At 67.8% G+C, this 22,441-nt stretch carries 22 protein-coding genes; 6 read left to right on the plus strand and 16 right to left on the minus strand.

Going from position 1 to position 22,441, the window contains the following annotated elements; genetic code table 11:
* Positions 1 to 9: 9 nt before the first annotated feature.
* The 5 genes from D7325_RS04095 to D7325_RS04115 form a co-directional block, all read right to left on the minus strand.
* Positions 10 to 492 (minus strand): GNAT family N-acetyltransferase, encoded by a 483-nt coding sequence (locus D7325_RS04095; protein ID WP_120994262.1) that lies wholly within the window; start codon positions 490 to 492, stop codon positions 10 to 12.
* Between the two features lie 69 nt (positions 493 to 561).
* Positions 562 to 996 carry an acyl-CoA thioesterase gene (locus tag D7325_RS04100; protein WP_120994263.1) on the minus strand — a complete coding sequence of 145 codons (435 nt, stop codon included), beginning with the start codon at positions 994 to 996 and terminating at the stop codon, positions 562 to 564.
* 21 nt (positions 997 to 1,017) lie between these two features.
* Entirely contained in the window at positions 1,018 to 2,181 is a 1,164-nt protein-coding gene (locus D7325_RS04105; RefSeq protein ID WP_120994264.1) for an iron-containing alcohol dehydrogenase, read from the minus strand.
* A gap of 320 nt (positions 2,182 to 2,501) precedes the next feature.
* A complete protein-coding gene (locus D7325_RS04110; protein WP_120994265.1) occupies positions 2,502 to 4,283 on the minus strand; it encodes an acyl-CoA dehydrogenase C-terminal domain-containing protein in 1,782 nt (593 codons plus the stop codon).
* Entirely contained in the window at positions 4,280 to 5,530 is a 1,251-nt protein-coding gene (locus D7325_RS04115; protein WP_120994266.1) for a 3-hydroxyacyl-CoA dehydrogenase, read from the minus strand. Before D7325_RS04115 ends, D7325_RS04110 begins: the two co-directional genes overlap by 4 nt.
* 103 nt (positions 5,531 to 5,633) lie before the next feature.
* Here D7325_RS04115 and D7325_RS04120 point away from each other — a divergent pair, with 103 nt between their 5' ends.
* Entirely contained in the window at positions 5,634 to 6,569 is a 936-nt protein-coding gene (locus D7325_RS04120) for a LysR family transcriptional regulator (protein ID WP_120994267.1), read from the plus strand.
* Here the strand turns inward: D7325_RS04120 and D7325_RS04125 are convergent.
* Entirely contained in the window at positions 6,551 to 7,114 is a 564-nt protein-coding gene (locus D7325_RS04125) for a histidine phosphatase family protein (RefSeq protein ID WP_120994268.1), read from the minus strand. The genes D7325_RS04120 and D7325_RS04125 overlap by 19 nt on opposite strands.
* Positions 7,115 to 7,263: 149 nt before the next feature.
* Here D7325_RS04125 and D7325_RS04130 point away from each other — a divergent pair, with 149 nt between their 5' ends.
* Both D7325_RS04130 and D7325_RS04135 read left to right on the plus strand, forming a co-directional pair.
* Positions 7,264 to 8,802, plus strand: coding sequence for a flavin-containing monooxygenase (locus D7325_RS04130; RefSeq protein WP_245962008.1), 1,539 nt, complete (start codon positions 7,264 to 7,266; stop codon positions 8,800 to 8,802).
* A complete protein-coding gene (locus tag D7325_RS04135) occupies positions 8,799 to 9,755 on the plus strand; it encodes an alpha/beta fold hydrolase (RefSeq protein WP_120994270.1) in 957 nt (318 codons plus the stop codon). The genes D7325_RS04130 and D7325_RS04135 overlap by 4 nt, the downstream gene beginning before the upstream one ends.
* Positions 9,756 to 9,769: 14 nt before the next feature.
* On the opposite strand, the gene D7325_RS04140 is transcribed toward D7325_RS04135, so the two are convergent.
* The 8 genes from D7325_RS04140 to hslR all read right to left on the minus strand — a co-directional run bounded on the left by D7325_RS04140 (position 9,770) and on the right by hslR (position 16,241).
* Positions 9,770 to 10,147, minus strand: a complete 378-nt coding sequence (locus D7325_RS04140) for a hypothetical protein (RefSeq protein ID WP_120994271.1) — start codon at positions 10,145 to 10,147, stop codon at positions 9,770 to 9,772.
* A 30-nt stretch (positions 10,148 to 10,177) separates the two neighbouring features.
* On the minus strand, positions 10,178 to 10,894 hold the full coding sequence (locus D7325_RS04145; RefSeq protein ID WP_120994633.1) for a hypothetical protein: 717 nt from the start codon (positions 10,892 to 10,894) through the stop codon (positions 10,178 to 10,180).
* Positions 10,895 to 10,940: 46 nt separating this feature from the next.
* Positions 10,941 to 11,306: a hypothetical protein gene (locus D7325_RS04150; protein ID WP_120994272.1), complete on the minus strand. Its 366-nt coding sequence runs from the start codon at positions 11,304 to 11,306 to the stop codon at positions 10,941 to 10,943.
* A gap of 150 nt (positions 11,307 to 11,456) precedes the next feature.
* Positions 11,457 to 12,059 carry a LysE family translocator gene (locus D7325_RS04155; RefSeq protein ID WP_120994273.1) on the minus strand — a complete coding sequence of 201 codons (603 nt, stop codon included), beginning with the start codon at positions 12,057 to 12,059 and terminating at the stop codon, positions 11,457 to 11,459.
* 122 nt (positions 12,060 to 12,181) lie between these two features.
* On the minus strand, positions 12,182 to 13,018 hold the full coding sequence (locus tag D7325_RS04160) for an AraC family transcriptional regulator (RefSeq protein WP_120994274.1): 837 nt from the start codon (positions 13,016 to 13,018) through the stop codon (positions 12,182 to 12,184).
* A 153-nt stretch (positions 13,019 to 13,171) separates the two neighbouring features.
* A complete protein-coding gene (locus D7325_RS04165; protein ID WP_120994275.1) occupies positions 13,172 to 14,710 on the minus strand; it encodes a phosphoenolpyruvate carboxykinase in 1,539 nt (512 codons plus the stop codon).
* A gap of 151 nt (positions 14,711 to 14,861) precedes the next feature.
* Complete coding sequence (hslO, locus tag D7325_RS04170) at positions 14,862 to 15,755, minus strand: Hsp33 family molecular chaperone HslO (RefSeq protein ID WP_120994276.1); 894 nt, start codon at positions 15,753 to 15,755, stop codon at positions 14,862 to 14,864.
* Between the two features lie 90 nt (positions 15,756 to 15,845).
* A complete protein-coding gene (gene hslR, locus D7325_RS04175) occupies positions 15,846 to 16,241 on the minus strand; it encodes a ribosome-associated heat shock protein Hsp15 (RefSeq protein ID WP_120994277.1) in 396 nt (131 codons plus the stop codon).
* 100 nt (positions 16,242 to 16,341) lie between these two features.
* Between hslR and rimB the strand changes: the two genes are divergently transcribed.
* Together rimB and rimK are read left to right on the plus strand one after the other, a co-directional pair.
* A complete protein-coding gene (rimB, locus tag D7325_RS04180; protein WP_120994278.1) occupies positions 16,342 to 16,803 on the plus strand; it encodes a retropepsin-like aspartic endopeptidase RimB in 462 nt (153 codons plus the stop codon).
* Positions 16,800 to 17,705 (plus strand): 30S ribosomal protein S6--L-glutamate ligase, encoded by a 906-nt coding sequence (gene rimK / locus D7325_RS04185; RefSeq protein WP_120994279.1) that lies wholly within the window; start codon positions 16,800 to 16,802, stop codon positions 17,703 to 17,705. The genes rimB and rimK overlap by 4 nt, the downstream gene beginning before the upstream one ends.
* Positions 17,706 to 17,729: 24 nt before the next feature.
* Here rimK and D7325_RS04190 read toward each other — a convergent pair whose 3' ends face one another.
* Positions 17,730 to 19,055 carry an ATP-binding protein gene (locus tag D7325_RS04190; protein ID WP_120994280.1) on the minus strand — a complete coding sequence of 442 codons (1,326 nt, stop codon included), beginning with the start codon at positions 19,053 to 19,055 and terminating at the stop codon, positions 17,730 to 17,732.
* Between the two features lie 98 nt (positions 19,056 to 19,153).
* Positions 19,154 to 19,888, minus strand: coding sequence for an osmolarity response regulator transcription factor OmpR (gene ompR / locus D7325_RS04195; protein WP_120994281.1), 735 nt, complete (start codon positions 19,886 to 19,888; stop codon positions 19,154 to 19,156).
* A gap of 236 nt (positions 19,889 to 20,124) precedes the next feature.
* Between ompR and D7325_RS04200 the strand changes: the two genes are divergently transcribed.
* A complete protein-coding gene (locus tag D7325_RS04200) occupies positions 20,125 to 22,440 on the plus strand; it encodes a Tex family protein (RefSeq protein ID WP_120994282.1) in 2,316 nt (771 codons plus the stop codon).
* Position 22,441: the final 1 nt, after the last annotated feature.

Here is a 22,441-nt window from a genome sequence, read left to right on the forward strand (position 1 = left end):
AGGGCCTGATCACAGCAGCGCCGTGTCCTCGCCGCCATCGGTTGCGCTCTTGCCCAGCGGCAGCTCGTCGCACGCCCGCATGACCAGTTCGACATGGCCGGCGCGCTCGTCCATGCGCAGGTCGATCTGGCAGAACCCCTGCCGCTGGTAGAACGCAACGGCCTGGGCGTTGCGCTGATACACCGACAGCTCCAGCGGCTCGGGCGACAGCAGGCGGGCCTTGGCGAGCAGGGCCGAACCGATGCCCTGCCCGTGCACCTCGGGATGCACGAACAGCGCAGCCAGCATGTTGACCTGCAAGGCGAAGAAGCCGACCACCTGCCCATCGCGCTCATAGACCCAGACGTCGGCGCTGGGCAGGTAGTGGTCGCGCATGTCGTCCAGCTTGCCCTGCCAGAACGTCGGCTCGATGAAATCATGGGCCTGCAGCGAGGCCGCGAGCCAGATGGACAGCACCGATGTCATGTCGGCGGGCACGAAGGAACGGATCACGAAGCGACTCCTGTGGCGATGGGGCGTGCAGTCTAGACCCTTCTCGGCGACGCTTCGCGACGCCACCGGTCAGACCCGCAGCCCCTCCAGCGCGCCGCGCAAGCGGGGCGGGATGGCGGTGGGCCGGTTGTTCGCGCGGTCGACGAACACATGCACGAAGCGCCCGGCGGCACAGGCGTGTTCCTCGCCGCGCTTGAAGATCGCCAGCTCGTACTGCACGGAGCTGTTGCCCAGCTTGCCGACGCGCAGGCCGACTTCGATCGACTCGGGAAAAGCGATCGAGGCGAAGTAATCGCAGCTGGAGCTGACCACGAAGCCCACCACTTCGCCGTCGTGAATGTCCAGCCCGCCGCGCTCGATCAGGTAGGTGTTCACCGCGCTGTCGAAGTAGCTGTAGTAGACGACGTTGTTCACGTGACCGTAGACATCGTTGTCGTGCCAGCGCGTGGTGATCGGCTGGAAGTGGCGGTAGTCGCCGCGCCGGTGCTCGGGTTGTTCAGCCATGCGGAAGTCCTTGTCGATGGGTCAGTAAGCGGCGCGGTAGATAGCCAGGGCGTCGGCCTCGGTCACTTCGCGTGGATTGTTGACCAGCAGGCGCTGCTGCAGCATCGCCTCCTTCGCCAGTTGCGGCAGCATCTCCTCCGGCACACCGGCGTCGCGCAGGCGGGTCGGCAGGCCGACGCGGGCGCTCATCTGCTCGAACTCCTCGATCAGCTGTTCGGCGTAGGTCGAGGGATCGTCCTTGCGCAGCCGGTCGCCGAGGACGATCGGCGCCAGCTCGCCGTAATGAGTGGTCGCCGCGCTGACGTTGAAGCGCAGCACCTGCGGCAGCACCAGCGCGTTCGACAGCCCGTGCGGAATGTGGAAGTTGCCGCCCAATGGATAAGCCAGGGCGTGCACCGCGGCCACCGGTGCGTTGGCGAAGGCCTGCCCGGCGAGGCACGCGCCGAGCAGCATGGCCTGGCGCGCCTCGCGGTTGTTGCCGTTGTGCACCGCCTCGTCGAGGTTGGCAGCCAAGAGCCGTAGCGCCTCGCGGGCCAGCAGGTCGGACATCGGGTTCTTCTTCAGTGCGCTGGTGTAGGCCTCGATGGCATGCACCATGGCGTCAATGCCGGTCGCGGCGGTCACCGCCGGCGGCAGGCCGAGGGTGAGATCCGCGTCGAGCAGGGCCAGGTCCGGCAGCAGCAGCGGCGAGACCACGCCCATCTTGGTCGTCTCGCCGGTGGTGATGATGGCGATCTGCGTCACTTCCGAGCCGGTGCCGGCAGTAGTCGGCACCTGAATCAGCGGCAGGCGCTTGCCCTTGGCGTTGCCGACGCCGTAGATGTCTTGCAGCGTCTGGGCGTTGTCCGGGTGCGCCAGCAGCGCGACCAGCTTGGCGACGTCCATCGAGCTGCCGCCGCCGAAACCGACGATCAGGTCGGCGTTGCGCGCCTTGGCCTGGTCCACCGCGGCGAGCACGATGGCTTCCGGCGGGTCGGCCACGACCTGGTCATACACGGCGACGTCCAGCCCTTCGCTCTGAAAGCCCGGCAGCACTTCGTCCAACAGGCCGAGACGAGTGATGCCCGGATCGGTGACGATCAGCACCGAGCGGGCTTCACGTTCGCGGCACAGGTTGGCCAGGCGTCTGGCCGAGCCCGGTTCGCAGATCAACTGGGCGGTGGTGGCGAAACTGAACGGATGCATGGGCGCCTCCTTATTCGAGAAAAGAACTCCTCCACGCGGGGGAGCTGGATTGAGCCTTAGAAGCTTCGCCAGCAAGCTGGCTCCTACACGTGAACTGCCTTTGGCCGTTGCGTCGTACCTGCCATGCCGACGTTTGGCCCGCGTCGCCTTTCGTTGGAGCCAACGTGTTGGCGAGCAACGCGGCCAAGTTCATTCGCGAGCAAGCTCGCTCCTACGGAACGGCGCACGCCCAACCCTGGAGGAGCCAGCTTGCTGGCGAATAGCGCTACGAAGCCCTCCGAGGTTGACGAGCACATTGGGCGATTCCCCCCGGCCTTCCATCAAAACGCGAACTGCGCCTCCGGCATCGCCATCAGGCAGTCGGCGCCGCCCAGCAGCGCCTCGCGGTGACTGCTGGCGCGCGGCAGCACGCGGCGAACATAGAAGCGCGCGCTGTGCAATTTGGCCTCGTAGAACGGCGCCTCCTCGCTGCCCGCCTCCAGCGCCTGCCGGGCACGTCCGGCGGCCTTGAGCCACAGGCCGGCGAGCAGCACATACGACGAGTACTGGAGGAAGTCCACCGACACCGCGCCGATCTCCTGTGGGTCCTGCGCGACGCGCGCGAGGACCTCGTCGGTCAGCTCGCGCCACTGGTTCAGGCGCGCACGCACCGGCCCGACCAGATCGCTCAGCGCGCCCAGCTCGTCGCACAGGCCGAGAAATTCGTCCTGGATCGCTCGCAGCTCGGCGCCGCCGTCGCCCATCAGCTTGCGACGAATGTAGTCCAGCGCCTGGATGCCGTTGGTGCCTTCGTAGAGCTGGGTGATGCGGCTGTCGCGCATCAGCTGCTCCATGCCCCACTCGCGGATGTAGCCGTGGCCGCCGTAGACCTGCACGCCGAGGCTGGCGACTTCCTGCCCCATGTCGGTGAAGAACGATTTGACGATCGGGATCAGCAGCGCCGCGCGCTTGCCGGCAGCCTTGCGCGCGCCCGCGTCCGGGTGGCCGTGTTCCAGATCCAGCTCGCGCGCGCAGTAGGCGGCGAGCATGCGGCTGCCCTCGACCAGCGTCTTCTGGGTCAGCAGCATGCGGCGCACGTCCGGGTGGACGATGATCGGATCGGCCGGCTTGTCCGGCTGCGCTGCGCCGGTCAACGCGCGCGATTGCAGGCGCTCGCGGGCATAGGCCAGCGCGCCCTGGTAGGCCTGTTCCGCGATGCCCAAACCCTGCAGACCGACCTGGAAACGCGCGTCGTTCATCATGGTGAACATGCAGGCCAGGCCCTGGTTGGGTTCGCCGACGATCCAGCCGGTGGCGCCGTCGAAGTTCATCACGCAAGTCGCCGCGCCCTTGATGCCCATCTTGTGCTCGATGGCGCCGCAGGTCAGCGCGTTGCGCTCGCCCGGCGTGCCGTCGGCGTTGGCGATGAACTTGGGCACCAAGAGCAGGCTGATGCCCTTCACCCCGGCCGGGGCATCGGGCAGACGCGCCAGCACCAGGTGCACGATGTTCTCGCTCATGTCGTGCTCGCCGCCGGAGATGAAGATCTTGCTGCCGGTGACCCGGTAGCTGCCGTCGGCCTGCGGCTCGGCCTTGGTGCGCAGCAGCGCCAGGTCGGTGCCGGCCTGCGGCTCGGTCAGGCACATGGTGCCGCTCCAGCGGCCGCTGACCAGCTTCTCCAGGTAGGCGTTCTTCAGCGCGTCGCTGCCGTGCTTGTAGAGCGCGAGCACTGCGCCTTCGGTGAGGCCCGAGTAGATGCGGAACGACAGCGAGGCGGCCATCAGCATTTCATGGAAGTTGCAGGCGACCATCTGCGGAAAGCCCTGGCCGCCGTACTCGGTCGGCCCGGTCATGCTCGCCCAGCCGTTATCAACGTACTGCCGATAGGCCTCGACGAAGCCTTCGGGCGTGGTGACCTCGCCGTTCTCCAAGGTCACGCCCTGCTCGTCACTGTTGCGATTAAGCGGCGCGATGACTTCGCCGGTGTAGCGCGCGGCCTCTTCCAGCACACCGTCGATCAGTTCGCGGTCCAGGCCATTGCCGAGCCGTTCGCAGTGGGCGCTGACGTCGAACAGTTCATGCAGGTTGAAGCGCATGTCGCGCAGCGGGGCTACGTAGTTCATGCGCGGCCCTCCTGGACTTCGGAGAACCGCTTGCCGTCGGCGGCCAGGCGCTCGATCAATGCCGCCGGCTTCCAGTGCTCGCCGAAGCGCTCCTGCAACGCCAGCAGGCGGTCGCGGATCGCACTCACGCCCTGGGCGTCGGCCCAGGCCATCGGCCCGCCCTTGTCGGCCGGGAAGCCGTAGCCGTTGAGGTAGACGAGGTCGACGTCATGGCTGTTGGCGGCGATGCCTTCCTCGAGAATCTTCGCGCCCTCGTTGACCAGGGCCAGCAACGAGCGCTCGACGATTTCCTCGGCGCCGATCTCGCGGCGCTGGTAACCCAGCTGCTCGGACACCTGCTGCACCAGCGCGTCGACTTCCGGGTCGTGCTCGGCCTGGCGGCTGCCCTCGGCGTAGCGGTAATAACCCATGCGCGTCTTCTGACCGAAGCGGCCCAGCTCGCACAGGCGGTTGTCGACCTGCACTTCCGGCACGTCCTGGCCCTTGCCGGCCATCTCGCGGGTGCGCCATTCCAGGTCGATGCCGACCACGTCGTACATGCGGAACGGACCCATGGCGAAGCCGAAGCCCTGCAACGCGCCATCGACCTGATGCGGATAGGCGCCTTCGAGCAGCATGGCGCGCGCCTCGCGTACATAGGTGGCGAGCATGCGGTTGCCGATGAAGCCGTGGCAGTTGCCGGACACCACCGCCACCTTGCCCATGCGCCGGCCGAGTTCCAGCGCAGCGTCGAGCACGGCCTTGTCGGTCTTGGCGCCGCGCACGATTTCCAGCAGCTTCATGATGTGTGCCGGGCTGAAGAAGTGCAGGCCGAGCACGCGCTCGGGGCGGTCGGTCACGGCGGCGATGGCGTCGATGTCGAGCGCCGAGGTGTTGCTGGCAAGGATGGCCTCGGGCTTCACCACACGGTCGAGTTGGCGAAAGATGTCCTGCTTCAGTTCGAGGTTCTCGTACACCGCCTCGATCACCAGATCGACTCTGGCCAACGCCGCGTAGTCGGCGGCCGGCAGCACGCAGGCGCGGCGGCTGGCGGCCTGTTCTTCGCTGATGCGGCCCTGACGCACGTTGTGCGCGTAGGTCTCGGCGACCACGGTCAGGCCCTGCTCGATCATCTGGGGGTTGTTGTCCAGCCACAGCACCTGCACGCCGGCGTTGGCCAGGCTCATGACGATGCCGCGGCCCATGGTGCCGGCGCCGATCACCGCGACCTGGCCAATGGGGGGAACGGGAACGGGCGTAGTGCTCATCGGGTGTCCTCGAGTCTTCTTATGGGTCACGAAACGTGCGCTAACTTACGGGCAGCGGCTACTATTTGGGAAATTTCACCTTGTGATAAGTCCTATTTTGCAGATGAATACCTCGACCTTCGATCTGAACCTGCTTCGCGTGCTCGACGCCCTGCTGCGCGAGCGCAACGTGTCGCGCGCCGCCGAGCGGCTGTCGCTGAGCCAACCGGCGGTGAGCAACGCCCTCGGCCGCCTGCGCGAGCTGCTCGACGACCCGCTGCTGCTGCGCGTCGGGCGCACCATGCAGCCGACGCCGCGGGCGCTGGAGCTGGAGGCGCCGATTCGCCAGTCGTTGCAGCAGATCGAGCTTAGCCTGCTGCAGGGTGCGTGCTTCGACCCGGCGCGCAGCCGCCTGCAGTTCCGCATCGCGGTCACCGATTACGTCGAGCTGATCTGCATGCCGGCGCTGATGCGGCGCCTCGCCGAACAGGCGCCGGGCGTGCGCATCGCCATCGAGCATCTGGACCCCACCCTGCCGGCCGAACGGCTGGACAAGGGCGAGCTGGACCTGGTGCTGGGGCGCTTCACCGAGGTTCCGGCGCGCTTCGCGCGACGCCACTGGGCCCGCGAGACGCTGCGCCTGGCGGTCCGGCGCGAGCATCCGCTGGTGAAAGACGAGCCGGACCTCGCCGCGTTCCTGCGCTTGCAGCACCTGTGGGTACACGGCGGCCAGACCCGCGGCATGGTCGATCAGTGGCTGACCGAGCAGGGCTTCGAGCGGCAGATCGTCTACACCACGCCGAACTACCTGCAAGCCGCGCATATCGTCGCCAGCAGCGACCTGGCGGCCGTCCTGCCGACCCAACTGGCGCGCCACTTCGCCGCGCTTCTTCCGCTGACGCTCCACGAGCTGCCGTTCGCGCTCGGGCCATTCGAACTGGACATCGTCAGCGTTGCCCAGCGCGAGCGCGACGTGGCGCTGCAATGGCTGATCGGGCAGGTCGCCTCGGTCGCTCCGCGGCTGGCGGACGCGCCGGCTGATCAGGCGCCCTTCTCGTAGACGCTTGGCGACCAGTAGGGGCGCAGGAACAGGTGCAGCGGACCCGACCAGCCGAGCCGGCGCAGGTGCCGGCCGATGAGGATGTTTATGATGCCGTGGCCCATCAGCAGCACCCGCCCATGGGTTTCGGCGAGCGCGATCAACTGCTCGGCCGCGACGCGGGCACGCCGGTCGGAGACGCGCACCGACTCGGTGTGACGGGAGAAACCGAGGAACCAGGCGCCGCGAAACACCAGTCGCCAGAACCGGGCCGGCAGTCGCGGAAAATCCCAGTCCAGGTACGGCAGATGCGCTTCGGCGAACAGCGCGTCGCCCGCGTGCTGCGGCCCCTGAACCAGCTGCGAGCGCGATTGCATGCAGCGCGACAACGAGCTGCACACCACCCAGCCGGCCTGCGAGGCCAGCGTCCGGACAGCCGGCGGCGCCTCGCCGACGACGACACGCGCGGCGTTGTAGCGGGCGATCCACGCCTGCATCTCGCGCGGCGTGCACCAGCGCGGATTGCGATGGTCGGGCCGTCCGTGACGCACCAGGATGATCTGCATGAAAGTCCGCTCGCCAGCTTGGTCAGCATCGGACCACGCACCGGCCGCCGCGTGCGCACCTCGATCCGCGTGCGCGTGGACAGCGCCCGCCGCGCACCGCACCATCGGCGAAAACAAGCATGACGGCGCCCAAGCCAGCGAGCCCTCCCGTGAATTCGATCCCAGAGCGTGACCCAACGACCGCCGACGCGCCGGAACACCTGGACGTGTTGATCGTCGGCGCCGGCCTTTCCGGCATCGACGCGGCGTACCGGTTGCAGACCGAATGCCCCGGCAAGCGCTTCGCCCTGCTCGAAGCGCGCGAGGCCATCGGCGGTACCTGGGACTTCTTTCGCTACCCCGGCATCCGTTCGGATTCGGACATGAGCACCCTGGGCTTTCCGTTCCGCCCGTGGCGCGACGCCCGCGCACTCGCCGCCGGCGACGAGATACGCGACTACGTGCAGGACACCGCCCGCCAGTACGGCATCGACCGTCAGGTGCGCCTTGGCTGGCGCGTGACGCGGGCGGCCTGGTGCAGCCGCGAAGCACGCTGGACGGTGGATGCGCAGGCAGGCCCCGAGCAACGCGCCACCCGCCTGACCTGCGATTTCCTGTACCTGTGCAGCGGCTACTACGATTACGCCAGGGGCCATTCCCCGACATTCCCAGGGGCCGAGCGCTTTGGCGGACGAATTGTCCACCCGCAGGACTGGCCGGCCGATCTCGACTACAGCGGTCAGCGCGTGGTGGTCATCGGCAGCGGCGCCACCGCCGTCACCCTGGTGCCCGCCCTGACCGAGCGGGCGGCCCAGGTGACGCTGCTGCAACGCTCGCCGACCTACATCGTCAGCCGACCGCGCGACGACCGCCTGGCACGCTGGGCTCAGGCGAATCTACCCGCGACGCTCGCCGATCGGCTGGTGCGCTGGGCCAATATCGGCCTCGGCATTGCGACCTACCGCTTCTGCCGCACCTTTCCCGAGCGGGCCAGGGCGTCGATCCTCGCCGGCGTGCGCCGTGCGCTCGGCCCGGGCCATGACGTCGAGCGGCACTTCACGCCGCGCTACAAGCCCTGGGACCAGCGCATCTGCCTGGTGCCGGACGGCGACCTGTTCCGCGCGCTGCGCGAAGGCAAGGCCTCGATCGCCACCGACCGGATCGAGCACTTCACCGAAACCGGCGTGCAACTCGCGGGCGGCGACCACCTGGACGCCGACCTCATCGTCACCGCCACCGGCCTCGTGCTGAAGATGGCGGGTGGCGCGGAGCTGGAGATGGACGGCAGGGCGATCGATCCGGCGCGTCGGATGGTCTACCGGGGCATGATGCTCGAAGGTGTACCGAACCTGGCGATCGCCTTCGGTTACAGCAATGCGTCCTGGACGCTGCGCTGCGACCTGACCGCCCGCCACGTCTGCCGTCTGCTCAACTACATGGATCGGCATGGCTACCGTTATTGCCTGGCGCCGCCGGATGCCTCGCTGCGCCCGCGGCCCTTGCTGGATTTCAGCTCCGGTTACGTTCGCCGCGCCGACGCCGTGCTGCCACGCCAGGGCTGGCGGGCGCCGTGGCGGGTGCACCAGAACTACCTGCTGGACTGGGCGGCCTTCACGTTCGGCCGTCCGGACGACGGCGTGATGCGGTTCTTCCGCACGCCCGACAAAACCGCCAGCACCGAAGAACGCCCCAACGAGGAGACCCGATGATCGCCAAGCTGCTGCTCGCCTTGACCGCCACCGGCGCCGGACTGGCCTGGTACAGCAACCGTCTGGCGCGCCAGGCCGAGGCGCGGGTACCGGCCGATGGCCGGTTCGTCGAGATCGACGGCGCGCGCCTGCATATCGTCGACCTGCGCCCGACCGTGCCGGATCCGGCCAGCCCGCCGATCGTCCTGGTGCACGGGCTGTGCGGCCAGGTTCGCAACTTCACCTATGCGCTGGCGACGCGGCTGGCCGAACGTCACCGCGTCGTCGTCCTCGATCGTCCGGGCTCGGGCTACTCGACGCCGCCGCCGGGCCCGTTTCCCGGCCTGGCGGCGCAGGCGCGGCTGGTCGGCCGGTTGATCGAAACGCTCGAACTGGAAGAGCCCCCGCTGCTGGTCGGCCACTCCCTTGGCGGCGCCATCTCGCTGGCGTTGGCGCTGGAGCAGCCCGCCTGCGTTCGCGGCCTGGCGTTGATCGCGCCGCTGACCCAGCCGGTCGTCGAAGCCCCGCGCGCGCTGGCCGGGCTGAGGGTGCCGGCGTCGCTTCGCTGGCTGATCGCCCGCACCCTGGCGGTGCCGCTCACCCGGTGGTCGGGCGACAAGGGCCTGACGCTGGCCTTTTCACCGGAACCGGTACCGGCGGACTTCCCCGTTCGTGGCGGTGCCGATCTGGCCCTGCGGCCGGGCAGCGCCTTCGCCGCCTCGTCCGATGTGTGCAGCGTCAATGCCGAAATGCCGGCCCTGGCGGCGCGCTATGGCGAACTGGCGCTGCCGGTGGCGGTGCTCTACGGGCGCGACGACCGCCTGCTCGATCACCGGCTGCATGGCGTGCGGTTCGCCGCCCAGGCCCCGGGCGTGCAACTCGAGCTGATCGATGGCGGCCACATGCTGCCGGTCACCCGCGCGGCCGAGGTGACGAACTGGATCGAGCGGACGCTGGCACGCCCCGTCGCTTGAGCGATGCGGCCGGGTCAGTCGAGATCGAGCGACTCGTGCAGCAGGACGAAACTGCCGTCGGCTGCCTGGTCATGGATGAAATGCATCTGCACCTCGCCATTCGCCAGGCTCAATGCCAGGTAGTCGCCCACCTCCGGCGCCGCAGCACCCGGACGATCGAGCGCGATACGGGCGCGCTGAAATGCGCCCGGCTCGGCATCCTCGAAGAAGGCGTCGCGTTCGGCGGCGTCCCACTCCGACGGTGGCTCGAACGGTCCGAGCAGCAGCACCTTGCCGTCGCCCAGATCCAGCTCCTCGGCGTCGGCGTCGCGCGGGTCCGGGCGGTACAGGGTGCAGTCCTGCGCGTCGGGATGGGCGAGCAGTTGCTCGCGAGTGAGGTCGGCAGCGGTCATCGCAGGCTCCGGGCGGATGGGTGGGCGAGTCTATAGCGCCAGCAACAGCGCCGCATAACCAAAGGCACCGAGCAGGAAGGCGCTGAAGCGGCTGGCGCGCTCTTCGGGCAGCTCTTCCTTCATCACGTTGAGGATCACACTGCCGGTCAGGAAGGCGATGCAGGCGGAGATCGCCAGCTCGGTCACTTCGATGAACACGCCCATGGCCCAGCCGACGAGCAGGGCAGCCGACAGCACCCAGCGTCCGATCCGGTCGAAGCGGCCGCGATGGTCCTGTTGCAGGCCGAAGTCGTTGACCAGGAAATGCAGCGCCATCGCGACCGCGAACCAGATCAGGCTCGACAGCCCCGGCTCTTCCCGGTGCAGGAGCAGGTAACCGACCAGCACGTTGTAGACGCTGAACGAGGCGATATGCAGCCAGAACACGCCGGGCGGCGTGTCGGCGTCCTTCGGCAGCCGATCGCGGCGGCGCTTGACCAGCCGCTCCAGGCCGTAGAACACCACCAGCCCGGTGAGCGCCAGCAGGTAGGCGTGGTGCTCCAGGTAGCCGAACGGCTGCACGGCGTGGTCTTCGAACAGCCGCTGGCCCCGCGCGATTTCCGGCAGCAGATGGATGAACACATAGGCCACCGACACCCCGCCCGCCGACGACAGCCAGCGACTGCGCGGCGTGCCGGACAGAAAGCGCAGCCTGCCGGAAAACAGATGGACGACGACCAGCAGCGCGGCGGCCGCGAATGACAGCATCAGCATGGACGGACCTTGTCTGGGGAGAACGGCGGACGGCGGTCGATCAGGGCTCCCGCTCGGGCACGCCCTCGGGCTTGCACACCAGCCGGGCGATCGGGCCGCCCGCGCTGTATTTGCCGGGCACCCGCATCACCGCCTGCTCGTTGGGGTCGATGGCGAACGCCGGGGTCGCGGTCATGGACGTCTCTTCCGGCAGCGAATGGAACTGGCAGGACGCGATCTCGTTGCTGCGGTTGGTGACCTTGATGGCGGGCACACCGATCAGGTCGACCTTGTCCGAGGACACGCCGGGCACGCCGAGCGGCTCGATTTCCAGGTCCATGCCGTTGAGCTGCTTCTCGATCTGTATTTCCTGCGCCAGCACGGGCATGGCGATTGCCATGACGCAGGCCAAGAGGGTGCGCTTCATATCGCCTCCAGAGCTCGGGTTCAGTTTTTTAGAAGGACCCTGGCCGCAGGAGTTCGGCCGGATCGGGCAGCGGACCGGCCAGCGGCGCGAGTGACCGCGAGCTGACCGGAGCGGATGCACGCCTACACCGCCCGAGGCCGAGCGCGTCGATCAGCCGGGCCGGCTCAGCCAGGCCGAGAGCAGGAGCAGCAGCGCCATCGCCTGGTTGAACCGGCGCAGCGCCCCGGCCGAGCGGATCACGCGAGCCGCCCCGGCGCCGAGTCCGGCCCACAGCGCCATGCAGGGAAGCGAAATCAGCAGAAACAGGATGGCCAGCCGGGCGACGCGCTCGCCGGTCGATCCGTCGCCGACCGCGAACACGCCGACCACCGCCAGCGCCATCATCCAGACCTTGGGATTGACCAGTTGCAGTGCCGCGGCGCCACCGATGCCCAGCCGCGCGGTCGGGTTGGCGTCCTCGGCGCGTGGGTCCGCCGCCGCGCTGACGAAGAGTCGCCAGGCCAGCCAGGCCAGCCACGCGATGCCGGCCCAGCCCATCACCCGGGCGACAGCGGGCCGTGCGGTCAGCCAGTCGCCGAGGCCGAGCCCGACCAGCCAGACGATGCCCGCCGCGGCGGTACAGGCGCCGAGAACGATCGGCAGGCTGGCCATGAAGCCATGCCGGGCACCGTGCGCCAGGACCAGGACGTTGGTCGGTCCCGGCGTGATCGACGCAACGAAGGCGAACAGGGCAAAGGCCAAAAAGTCATTCATGTCGCGACCCGCCCGGCATGAGGCGATGGCATCGGCACGTTGAACGGGCACGTCGAACGGGGATCGGCGGTGAGAGTCATGAGCGGCCTCCAGAACAGGACGGCCTCAGTTTCGCCACCGTCTCAGGCGGGGTCTGGAAGCTTTGTGCAGTGCCGACGGTAACTCGCCGGCGTCAGGCCATAAGCCCGGCGGAACCAGCGGCCCATATGGCTCTGGTCGGCGAAGCCCAGCCAGGCAGCGACCGTAGCCGGGCTTTCACCCAGGGCGAGCAGGCGCCGTGCGCGCGCCAGCCGCAGCTGCACCAGATAGGCATGCGGCGCGAGACCGAACGCCGCCTTGAAGGCGCGGGTCAGGCGGTAGCGGTCGACGCCGCACACACTTGCCAGCTCGACCAGCCCGATGTCGCGATCGTGGTGCGCATGCAGATAGTCCCGTGCTCGCAACGCCACACTCGGCAGGCGCGGATCATCCGGCAGACGGCGGCGCCAGTGCAGGTGACGGGTGAGCCCGGCCAGCATGTCGTCCAGCGCGGCATCGCGCACCATTCGCGGCTCCGGCCGTTGCACGGCCCGGCAGGCCTCGACGATGGCCTGCCGCAGCGCCGGCTCGCCGACCAGGGTCTGGGCAAAGCCCGGTTGGCAGTCGACCGGCACCTCCTCGAACAGGCCACGCAACGCCGACCCGACCCACTCGGGATCGAGATAGAGCATCGAGTAGGTGAAGCCGTTGTCGGCCGGCGCGTGACCGTCATGTAGCTCGCCCGGCTCGACCAGAAAGACCTGCCCCGGCGTGCTGCGGTGCAAGACGCGGCGGCAATGGAACTGCTGGACGCCCGTCTCGGTGAAACCGACCAGGTAGCTGTCGTGAAAATGGGGATCGTAGGCATGCCCGTCGAAATGCGCCCGGATCGCCTCGATTCCGGTGTGAGGGTCCTGCTTCAGATCGATCCAGCTCCCCATGCGCCCGCCCTGTCATCGCCGTTATTGCCGGTACTTTCAGCCTAGCCCTTGGCCGCCGCAAACTCTGGAAGGTTTGTGCAGCAGGCAGCCACTCGCTGAACCATGAATGCAAAAGGCCGCCCGGAGGCGGCCTTTCGTTCGACACCGGATCGCTTACAGCTGCGGACCTGCCGCGCGGATGGCCTCGGAGACGTCGAACTTCTTGAAGTTCTCGATGAACTTCTCTGCCAGCGCCTTGGCCGCCTCGTCGTAGGCGTTCTTGTCGGCCCAGGTGTTGCGCGGGTTGAGCAGGTTGGTCTCGACGCCTGGCACGGAGGTCGGCACGTCCAGGTTGATGATCGGCAGGTGCTCGGTTTGCGTACCGACCAGCGCGCCGCTCTGGATCGCCGCGATCACGCTACGGGTGGTCGGAATGTTGAAGCGCTTGCCGACACCGTAGCCGCCGCCTGTCCAGCCGGTGTTGACCAGGTACACCTTGGAGCCGAAGCCCTGGATGCGCTTGATCAGCAGCTCGGCGTACTCGCCGGCCGGACGCGGGAAGAACGGCGCGCCGAAGCAGGTGGAGAAGGTCGATTTGATGCCGCTGCCCGAACCCATCTCGGTCGAGCCGACCAGGGCGGTGTAGCCGGACAGGAAGTGGTACGCCGCCTGCTCCTCGTTGAGGATCGAGACCGGCGGCAGCACGCCCGTCAGGTCGCAGGTCAGGAAGATCACCGCGTTCGGCTCACCGGCACGGTTGGCCTCGACGCGCTTCTCGACGTGGGTCAGCGGGTAGGCGGCGCGGGAGTTCTGGGTCAGGCTGTCGTCGGCGTAGTCAGGCTGGCGCTGCGCGTCGAGCACCACGTTCTCCAGCACGGCGCCAAAGCGAATGGCCTTCCAGATGACCGGCTCGTTCTTCTCCGACAGGTCGATGCACTTGGCGTAGCAGCCGCCCTCGATGTTGAACACCGTGCCGACGCCCCAGCCGTGCTCGTCGTCGCCGATCAGGTAGCGGCTTTCATCGGCCGAGAGGGTGGTCTTGCCGGTGCCCGACAGGCCGAAGAACAGGGTGGTGTCGCCGTCTTCGCCGACGTTGGCGGCGCAATGCATCGGCAGCACGCCTTCGTCGGGCAGCAAAAAGTTCTGCACCGAGAACATGGCCTTCTTCATTTCGCCCGCGTAGCGCATGCCGGCGATGAGCACCTTCTTCGCCGCGAAGTTGATGATCACGCAGCCATCGGAATTGGTGCCGTCACGCTCGGGGACGCACTCGAACTGCGGGACGTTGAGGATCTGCCACTCGTCCTTGCCGCTCGGGTTGTACTGCTCAGGATTGATGAACAGGCAGCGGCCGAACAGGTTGTGCCAGGCGGTGCCGGTGGTCATCTTGACCGGCAGGTAGTGCTCCGGATCGGCGCCTACATGCACGTGCGAAACGAAGTGCTCGGTGCCCGCGACGAAGGTCGCGACGCGATCCCAGAGGGCGCCGAACTTGTCGGCCGGGAATGGGCGGTTGATGGCGCCCCAGGCGATCTTGGCCTGCGTGCCCGGCTCCTCGACGATGAAACGGTCGGCCGGCGAACGGCCGGTCCGGTGCCCTGTCTTCACCACAAGCGAGCCGTTGGCCGCCAGTTCGCCTTCACCGCGACGGAGTGCTTCTTCCACCAACTGGGCGGTGCTGATATCGGTATAAACGGCTTGAGCTTGCGTCATAGTGTCCCCGTCGGCCGACTGGCCGCTTTCTCCTTTAGGTTGTAGCGGACGATGGGACCCGCTACATCGATAAAAGTGCCGGCGAGTATGCCAGAAAAGGCCATTGGCCGGCATAGCGCGCGGTGCGTCTCGGCCGGCGTCGACCGGGGAGTCAGTGGCGGGTCGTGCCCGGCGCGTCGCTGCCGCCGCCTGCGAACAGCTGGGCGACGTCGGCGGCATCGAACTCGTAGCGCTGGTTGCAGAACTGGCAGTCGATGGTGATCCGACCGCCCTGCTCGTCCAGCAGCAGCTGCGCATCATGCTGGCCAAGGCTGGTGAGCGCGCTGGCCGAGCGCTCGCGCGAGCAGCTGCAGCGGAATTCGATCGGCTGCCGGTCGAACAGGCGAACCTGCTCCTGGTGGTACAGCCGGCGCAGGAGCGTCTCGGTGTCCAGGCTCAGCAGCTCTTCGGCGGTCAGGGTATCGGCGAGGGTGGTCAGGTGCTGCCAGTCGGCTTCGCGCGCCTCGGGTTCGCGGCGGCGGTCGGCCGGCAACTGCTGGAGCAGCATGCCGCAGGCGCGGCGGCCGTCGGCGTTCAGCCAGAAGCGGGTCGGCAACTGCTCGGAGGTGGCGAAGTAGCCGGACAGGCACTCGGCGAGCGTCGCGCCTTCGAGGCCGACGATGCCCTGATAGCGCTGGCCGCGCGTGGGGTCGACGGTCATGGTCAGTACGCCCTCGGGCATCAGCTCGCCCAGGCTGGCGCCCGGCTGGATCTGTTCGGCGTGATAACGGGCGATGCCGCGCACTTCCCGCGCGCTGGAGCATTCGACCATCAACAGCGGGACGGCGCCGGCCGAGCGCGCCTGCAGCACCAGCAGGCCGTCGAACTTCAGCGTACCGACCAGCAGCGCCGCGGCGGCCAGCAGCTCGCCCAACAGGGCCGCGACCGGTTCGGGATAGGGGTGTTTGGCGAGCACTTCGGCGTAGCTGCGTTCGAGGCCGGCCCACTCGCCACGCACGTCGGTGTCGTCGAAAAGAAAGCGCTGGGTGAAATCGAGATCGAGCATGGGCGTACCTGATGCAAGGGGCCAGACGGCCGGAACCGGGCGAAAAAGGGACCGCATTCTAGGGTGAAAGCGACGGCGGTCAACGCCGCGCTAATCGTGCTCCGCGCGGAAGCGATGCAGGTCGCGGCGTTGCTTCTTGCTCGGCCGGCCATCGGTGGCAAGGCCCAGCGCCCCGGCCTTGCGCAGCGCGGCGGCCTGTTCGCGGCGGGCGATGCTGTCGGCGGTTTCCTCGTAGAGCGCCTGCGCCTCGGGCGCGCCGCGACGCACCCCGGACAACGCCCGCACGACCACCGTGCGCTCGTCGTATCCGGTGCGCAACGTCAGTTCGTCGCCGACCCTCGGCTCCTTGCCCGGCTTGCAGCGCTCGCCGCGCATCTGCACCTTGCCGCCCTCGATCGCGGCCTTGGCCAGCGCGCGGGTCTTGTAGAAACGTGCCGCCCAGAGCCACTTGTCCAGGCGGACCTTGTCGTCGTCGTTCTCGCTCATGTGTCACTCGTGTCGCGTCGTTGTCCTAGCCTGAAGCAGACGGGATGCAGTTGTCATGCAGCCATGTTAAGAATGCGCGCACTTTGGCCGGAACCCTTCGATGACCGCAAAAACCCCCACAGTGATCGGTCTGCGTGAGTGGATCGCGCTGCCCGATCTCGGTGTCGTCGGCCTGCGCGCCAAGATCGACACCGGCGCCGCCACCTCGGCGCTGCATGCCACCGATATCGTGCCGTTCGAGCGCCATGGCAAGTCCTGGGTACGTTTCACCGCCCACCTCGGCACGCTGGTGCAGCGCCGCCACCGCTGCGAAGCGCCGCTGGTCGCCTGCAAGATCATCAAGAGCTCCAACGGCCAAGCGCAGACCCGCTATGTGATCCGCACCTTGCTCGCGCTGGGCGACCGCGCCTGGCCGGTCGAATTCACCCTGACCTGCCGCAAGACCATGCGCTATCGCGTGCTGCTCGGCTCCAAGGCGCTGGGCGACGGCCACTGGCTGATCGATCCGGCGAAGACCTACATGCAAGACAAACCGCAGATGCTCACCCCTGGTGCCCCATGAAGATCGCCATTCTTTCGCGCAATCCGCGCCTGTATTCCACCCGCCGACTCGTCGAGGCCGGCCAGCAGCGCGGGCACGAGATGGTGGTCATCGACACCCTGCGCGCCTACATGAACATCGCCAGCCACAAGCCGCAGATCCATTACCGCGGCAAACCGCTGGAGGGCTTCGATGCGGTGATCCCGCGGATCGGCGCCTCGGTGACCTTCTATGGCTGCGCCGTGCTGCGGCAGTTCGAGATGCAAGGCGTCTTCCCGCTCAACGAATCGGTAGCCATCGCCCGCTCGCGCGACAAGCTCCGGTCGCTGCAACTGCTGTCACGCAAGGGCATCGGGCTGCCGGTCACCGGTTTCGCCCACTCGCCCGATGACATCCCCGACCTGATCCGCATGGTCAACGGCGCGCCCCTGGTCATCAAGGTGCTCGAAGGCACCCAGGGCATCGGCGTGGTGCTCTGCGAGACCGAAAAGGCCGCCGAATCGGTGATCGAGGCCTTCATGGGCCTCAAGCAGGACATCATGGTGCAGGAGTACATCCGCGAGGCCGGCGGCGCCGACATCCGCTGTTTCGTGGTCGGCGACAAGGTCATCGCCGCGATGAAGCGCCAGGCCAAGCCGGGCGAATTCCGCTCGAACCTGCACCGTGGCGGCTCGGCGAGCCTGATCAAGATCAGCCCCGAGGAGCGCGTCACGGCCATTCGCGCGGCCAGGGTCATGGGCCTCAACGTCGCGGGGGTCGACATCCTGCGCTCCAACCACGGGCCGCTGGTGATGGAGGTCAATTCCTCGCCGGGGCTCGAGGGCATCGAGCAGACGACCGGCAAGGACGTCGCCGGCATGATCTTCCAGTACCTCGAAAAGAACGCCGGGCCGAACCTGACCCGCACCCGCGGCAAGGGCTGATCGAGCCGAGACCGCGCGACGCCCTTAGGCCACGCCGTGAGCGTCGCGCGGCAGCAGCAGGCCGAGCGGCAGGCTGACCCGCGCTTCGAGCCCACCGCCTTCGCGGTTGCGCAGTTCGACGATGCCGCCATGCTGCGCGGCGATACGCTTGACGATCGCCAGCCCCAATCCCGCGCCCTTGCCACCGCGCGCGCGGTCGCCCCGGATAAAGGGATTGAAGATGCCGTCCAGCTCGCTCGGATCGATGCCGACGCCGCGATCGAACACACTCAGCACCACGTACGGCGCCTGCCGGTCACCGAGGACGCAGGCGGCCACTTCGACCCCCTTGCCGCCGTAGCGCAGGGCGTTCTCGATCAGGTTCACCAGCAGCCGCTTGATCGACACCCGGCGCAGCGCCAGGCGCGGCATTGGCTCGACGTGCAGGCCGATCTGCTCGTGGTGCTGGTTGTACGGCGCGACCACTTCGCGAATCAGCGCGCCGAGGTCGGTGTCCTCGACCGGCTCGTCGCGGCCGTCGCGGACGAAGGCGAGGAACTGATCGAGGATAGCGTCCATGTCCTCGATGTCGCGAACCATCTCCTCGGTCAGCTCGGCGTCGGTCGCCATCAGTTCGAGCGACAGGCGCAGCCGGGTCAGCGGCGTGCGCAGGTCATGGGAGACGCCGGCGAGCATCAGTTCGCGCTCGCGGCCCGCCTGCTCGACGTCCTCGGCCATCTGGTTGAAGGCGCGATAGAGCTCGGTCATCTCGCTGGGCGTATCGCTGACCGGCAGCCGCACGCTGCGGCCCTGGCCCACCTGGCGCGCGGCGTAGACGAGGCGCTTGAGCGGCAGGTTGAGCTGGCTGACGAAGACCCAGGCCGCGGCCGTCGACAGCAGGCCGATACCGAGGAACCAGCCGACCACGCTCCAGATGCGCTGGGCGCGCAGCGGATAGGGATACAACGGAATTTCGACCCACCCGTCACCCAGCCGCGGGGCGCGTACCCATAGCGAAGGCGTCGGCTGGACGCGGACCCTCACCTCGGTGTCGGGGCCCAGTTCGACCTGCATCTGGTTCTGAAAGATCACGGAATAGGGCCAGTGGTACTCGCCTGGGGGCACCTCTTCCTCGGCCCGGGCCTGGCGCAGGCCGGCGGCCTCGGCGATACGCGGCCGGTCTTCCGGATCGGCCGCCCAGTAGGCCTTCAGCGTCAGCGCCGCGCCGTGGCTGTACTGGCGGTCGACGAGCATGTCCTCGTTCATCATCAGGTAGCCGAGCATCAGCACCTTGGAGAACAGCACGACGATCAGCACCATCCAGAGGGTGCGGGCGAAGAAGCTTTGCGGAAACCAGAGCGGGGTCTTCATACAAGAGCCGAACGACGCGCTATAGACAGGGAAGCAGGAAGAAACGGCGCAACCCGAAGCGCCGCTCGGCCTCGGGCCTGCGACGCTGTTGTCGGCGCTTACTTGTTGCCATCGGGCACGAACACATAGCCGACGCCCCAGACCGTCTGGATATAGCGCGGCTTGGAGGGATCGGGCTCGATCAGGCGGCGCAGGCGGGAAATCTGCACGTCGATCGATCGCTCCAGCGCATCCCACTCGCGGCCGCGGGCGAGGTTCATCAGCTTGTCGCGTGTCAGCGGTTCGCGAGCGTGCTGCACCAGCGCCTTGAGGACGGCGAATTCGCCGGTGGTGAGCATGTGCACCTCCTCGCCGCGCTTGAGCTCGCGCGTGGCCAGCGAGAGGGCGTAGTCGCCAAAGGTGACGACCTGGTCCTCGCTCGCCGGCGCGCCAGGCACGACCGGCGCCTGGCGGCGCAGCACCGCCTTGATCCGCGCCAGCAGTTCGCGCGGATTGAAGGGCTTGGCCAGGTAGTCGTCAGCGCCGATTTCCAGCCCCTGGATGCGGCTGCTCTCGTCGCCCTTGGCGGTCAGCATGATGATCGGGATCTGGTTGTCGGCCTCGCGCAGACGCCGGCAGGCCGACAGGCCGTCCTCGCCCGGCAGCATGAGGTCCAGGACCACCAGGTGGAAGATTTCACGGCCCAGCAGCTTGTTCATCTGCTCGGTGTTTTCCGCCGTGCGAACGCGGTAGCCCTGCTCGTCGAGAAATCGTTCCAGCAAGCGACGCAGCCGTGCATCGTCGTCGACAACCAGAATCTTCTCGCCCTCGGGCGCTATGGCGGTGCTGCTCATGGAGGCTCCTTTAGGTGCGCCCGCTAGGGCGCCGGCATTATGCGCGCCCTGCGGCCCGTTCCTTTGCCGGCCATTGTTAGCAGATTTTTCGTCATTGGGCCGGTTCGGACACAGCAAGCCAGCGATGCTCGTCATCCCACCCGCCGGGGCAACCCAGGCCCTGGACCAGGCGTTTCCCCTATAATCGCCCGCTTTTCCGGCCGGCAGGCCGCCTTCAAGCCCGCAGCAGGACCCTCATGGACAGCATCAATTCCCGAATCGCCGCAGAACTGGGCGTGCGCCCGCAACAGGTCGCCGCCGCCGTCGCCTTGCTCGACGAGGGTTCGACCGTGCCCTTCATCGCGCGCTACCGCAAGGAAGTCACCGGCAGCCTCGACGACACCCAGTTGCGCAACCTCGAGGAACGCCTGCGCTACCTGCGCGAACTGGACGATCGCCGCGCCGCGATCCTTTCCAGCATTGAGGAACAGGGCAAGCTGACGCCCGAACTCAAGCGCGAGATTGACCTCGCCGACACCAAGACGCGCCTCGAAGACCTTTACCTGCCCTACAAGCAGAAGCGCCGCACCAAGGGCCAGATCGCTCTGGAAGCCGGTCTCGGCGAGCTGGCCGACGCCCTGTTCGACAACCCCGAACTGAATCCCGAAGCCGAAGCCGAACGCTTCGTCGACCTCGAGAAGGGCTTCGCCGATGTCAAGGCCGTGCTCGACGGCGCCAAGTACATCCTCATGGAGCGCTTCGCCGAAGACGCCGACCTGCTGGCGACACTGCGCAGCTTCCTCAAGGACAACGCCACCCTCGCCGCGCGCGTGGTGGCCGGCAAGGAGAACGAGGGCGCCAAGTTCAGCGATTACTTCGAACATGACGAGCCGCTCAAGGGCGTGCCCTCGCACCGTGCGCTGGCGATCTTCCGCGGACGCAACGAGGGCGTGCTGTCGATCGCGCTGAAGGTGGGCGATGAAGCGCCGGGCACGATGCACCCGTGCGAGACGATGATCGGCGAGCGCTTCGGTATTTCCAGCCGTGGCCGCGCCGCCGACAAGTGGCTGGCCGAAGTGGTGCGCTGGACCTGGAAGGTCAAGCTCTACACCAGCCTGGAAACCGACCTGCTCGGCGAGGTGCGCGAGCGCGCCGAGGACGAGGCGATCGGCGTGTTCGCCCGCAACCTGCACGACCTGCTGCTCGCCGCGCCGGCCGGGCCGCGCGCGACGCTGGCGCTCGACCCCGGCCTGCGCACCGGCTGCAAGGTCGCGGTGGTCGACGCCACCGGCAAGCTGCTCGACACCGCCACCGTCTACCCGCACGCGCCGCGCAACGACTGGGACGGCACCCTCGCCGTGCTCGCCAAGCTCTGCGCCAAGCACGGCGTGGACCTGATCGCCATCGGCAACGGCACCGCCAGCCGCGAGACCGACAAGCTGGCCGGCGAGCTGATCAAGAAGGTGCCGGGCCTCAAGCTCACCAAGATCATGGTCAGCGAGGCCGGCGCTTCGGTGTACTCGGCCTCCGAACTGGCGGCAAAGGAATTCCCCGATCTCGACGTGTCGCTGCGCGGCGCCGTGTCCATCGCGCGTCGCCTGCAGGATCCGCTGGCCGAGCTGGTGAAGATCGATCCGAAGTCCATCGGCGTCGGCCAGTACCAGCACGACGTCTCCCAGCTCAAGCTGGCCCGCTCGCTCGACGCGGTGGTCGAGGACTGCGTGAACGCCGTCGGCGTGGACGTGAACATGGCTTCGGCCGCCCTGCTCGCACGCATCTCCGGCCTCAACGCGACGCTGGCGCAGAACATCGTGCAGTTCCGCGACGCCAATGGCGCCTTCAAGTCGCGCAGCGACCTGAAGAAGGTGCCGCGTCTGGGCGACAAGACCTTCGAGCAGGCGGCGGGCTTCCTGCGCGTGATGAACGGCGACAACCCGCTCGATGCCTCGGCCGTGCACCCGGAAACCTATCCGCTGGTAAAGCGCATCGCCCAGGACACCGGCCGCGACATCCGCTCGCTGATCGGCGATTCGGCCTTCCTCAAGCGCCTCGACCCGAAGAAATTCACCGACGAGACCTTCGGCCTGCCGACGGTGACCGACATCCTCGGCGAGCTGGACAAACCCGGCCGTGACCCGCGCCCCGAGTTCAAGACCGCCGAGTTCCAGGAAGGCGTGGAGAAGCTCAGCGACCTGACGCCAGGCATGGTGCTCGAGGGCGTGGTCACCAACGTGACCAACTTCGGCGCCTTCGTCGACATCGGCGTGCATCAGGATGGCCTGGTGCACATCAGCGCCCTGTCGGAGAAATTCGTCAAAGACCCGTACGAAGTGGTCAAAGCCGGTGACATCGTCAAGGTGAAGGTCATGGAGGTGGACATCCCGCGCAACCGCGTCGGGCTGTCCATGCGCATGAGCGACACACCGGGCGAGAAGGTCGAGGGGCCGCGCGGCGGCGGCAACCCGCGCAAGGGCAAGCCGGCCGAGCGCGGCGGGCCTCGTCAGGAGACCAAGGCCCCGGCCAACCCGGCGATGGCCGCGCTGTTCGCCAACGCCAAGCAACTGAGGAAGTGAC

Origin of the sequence: Stutzerimonas urumqiensis, from assembly GCF_003640395.1 — a bacterium.
Classification (GTDB): domain Bacteria; phylum Pseudomonadota; class Gammaproteobacteria; order Pseudomonadales; family Pseudomonadaceae; genus Stutzerimonas; species Stutzerimonas urumqiensis.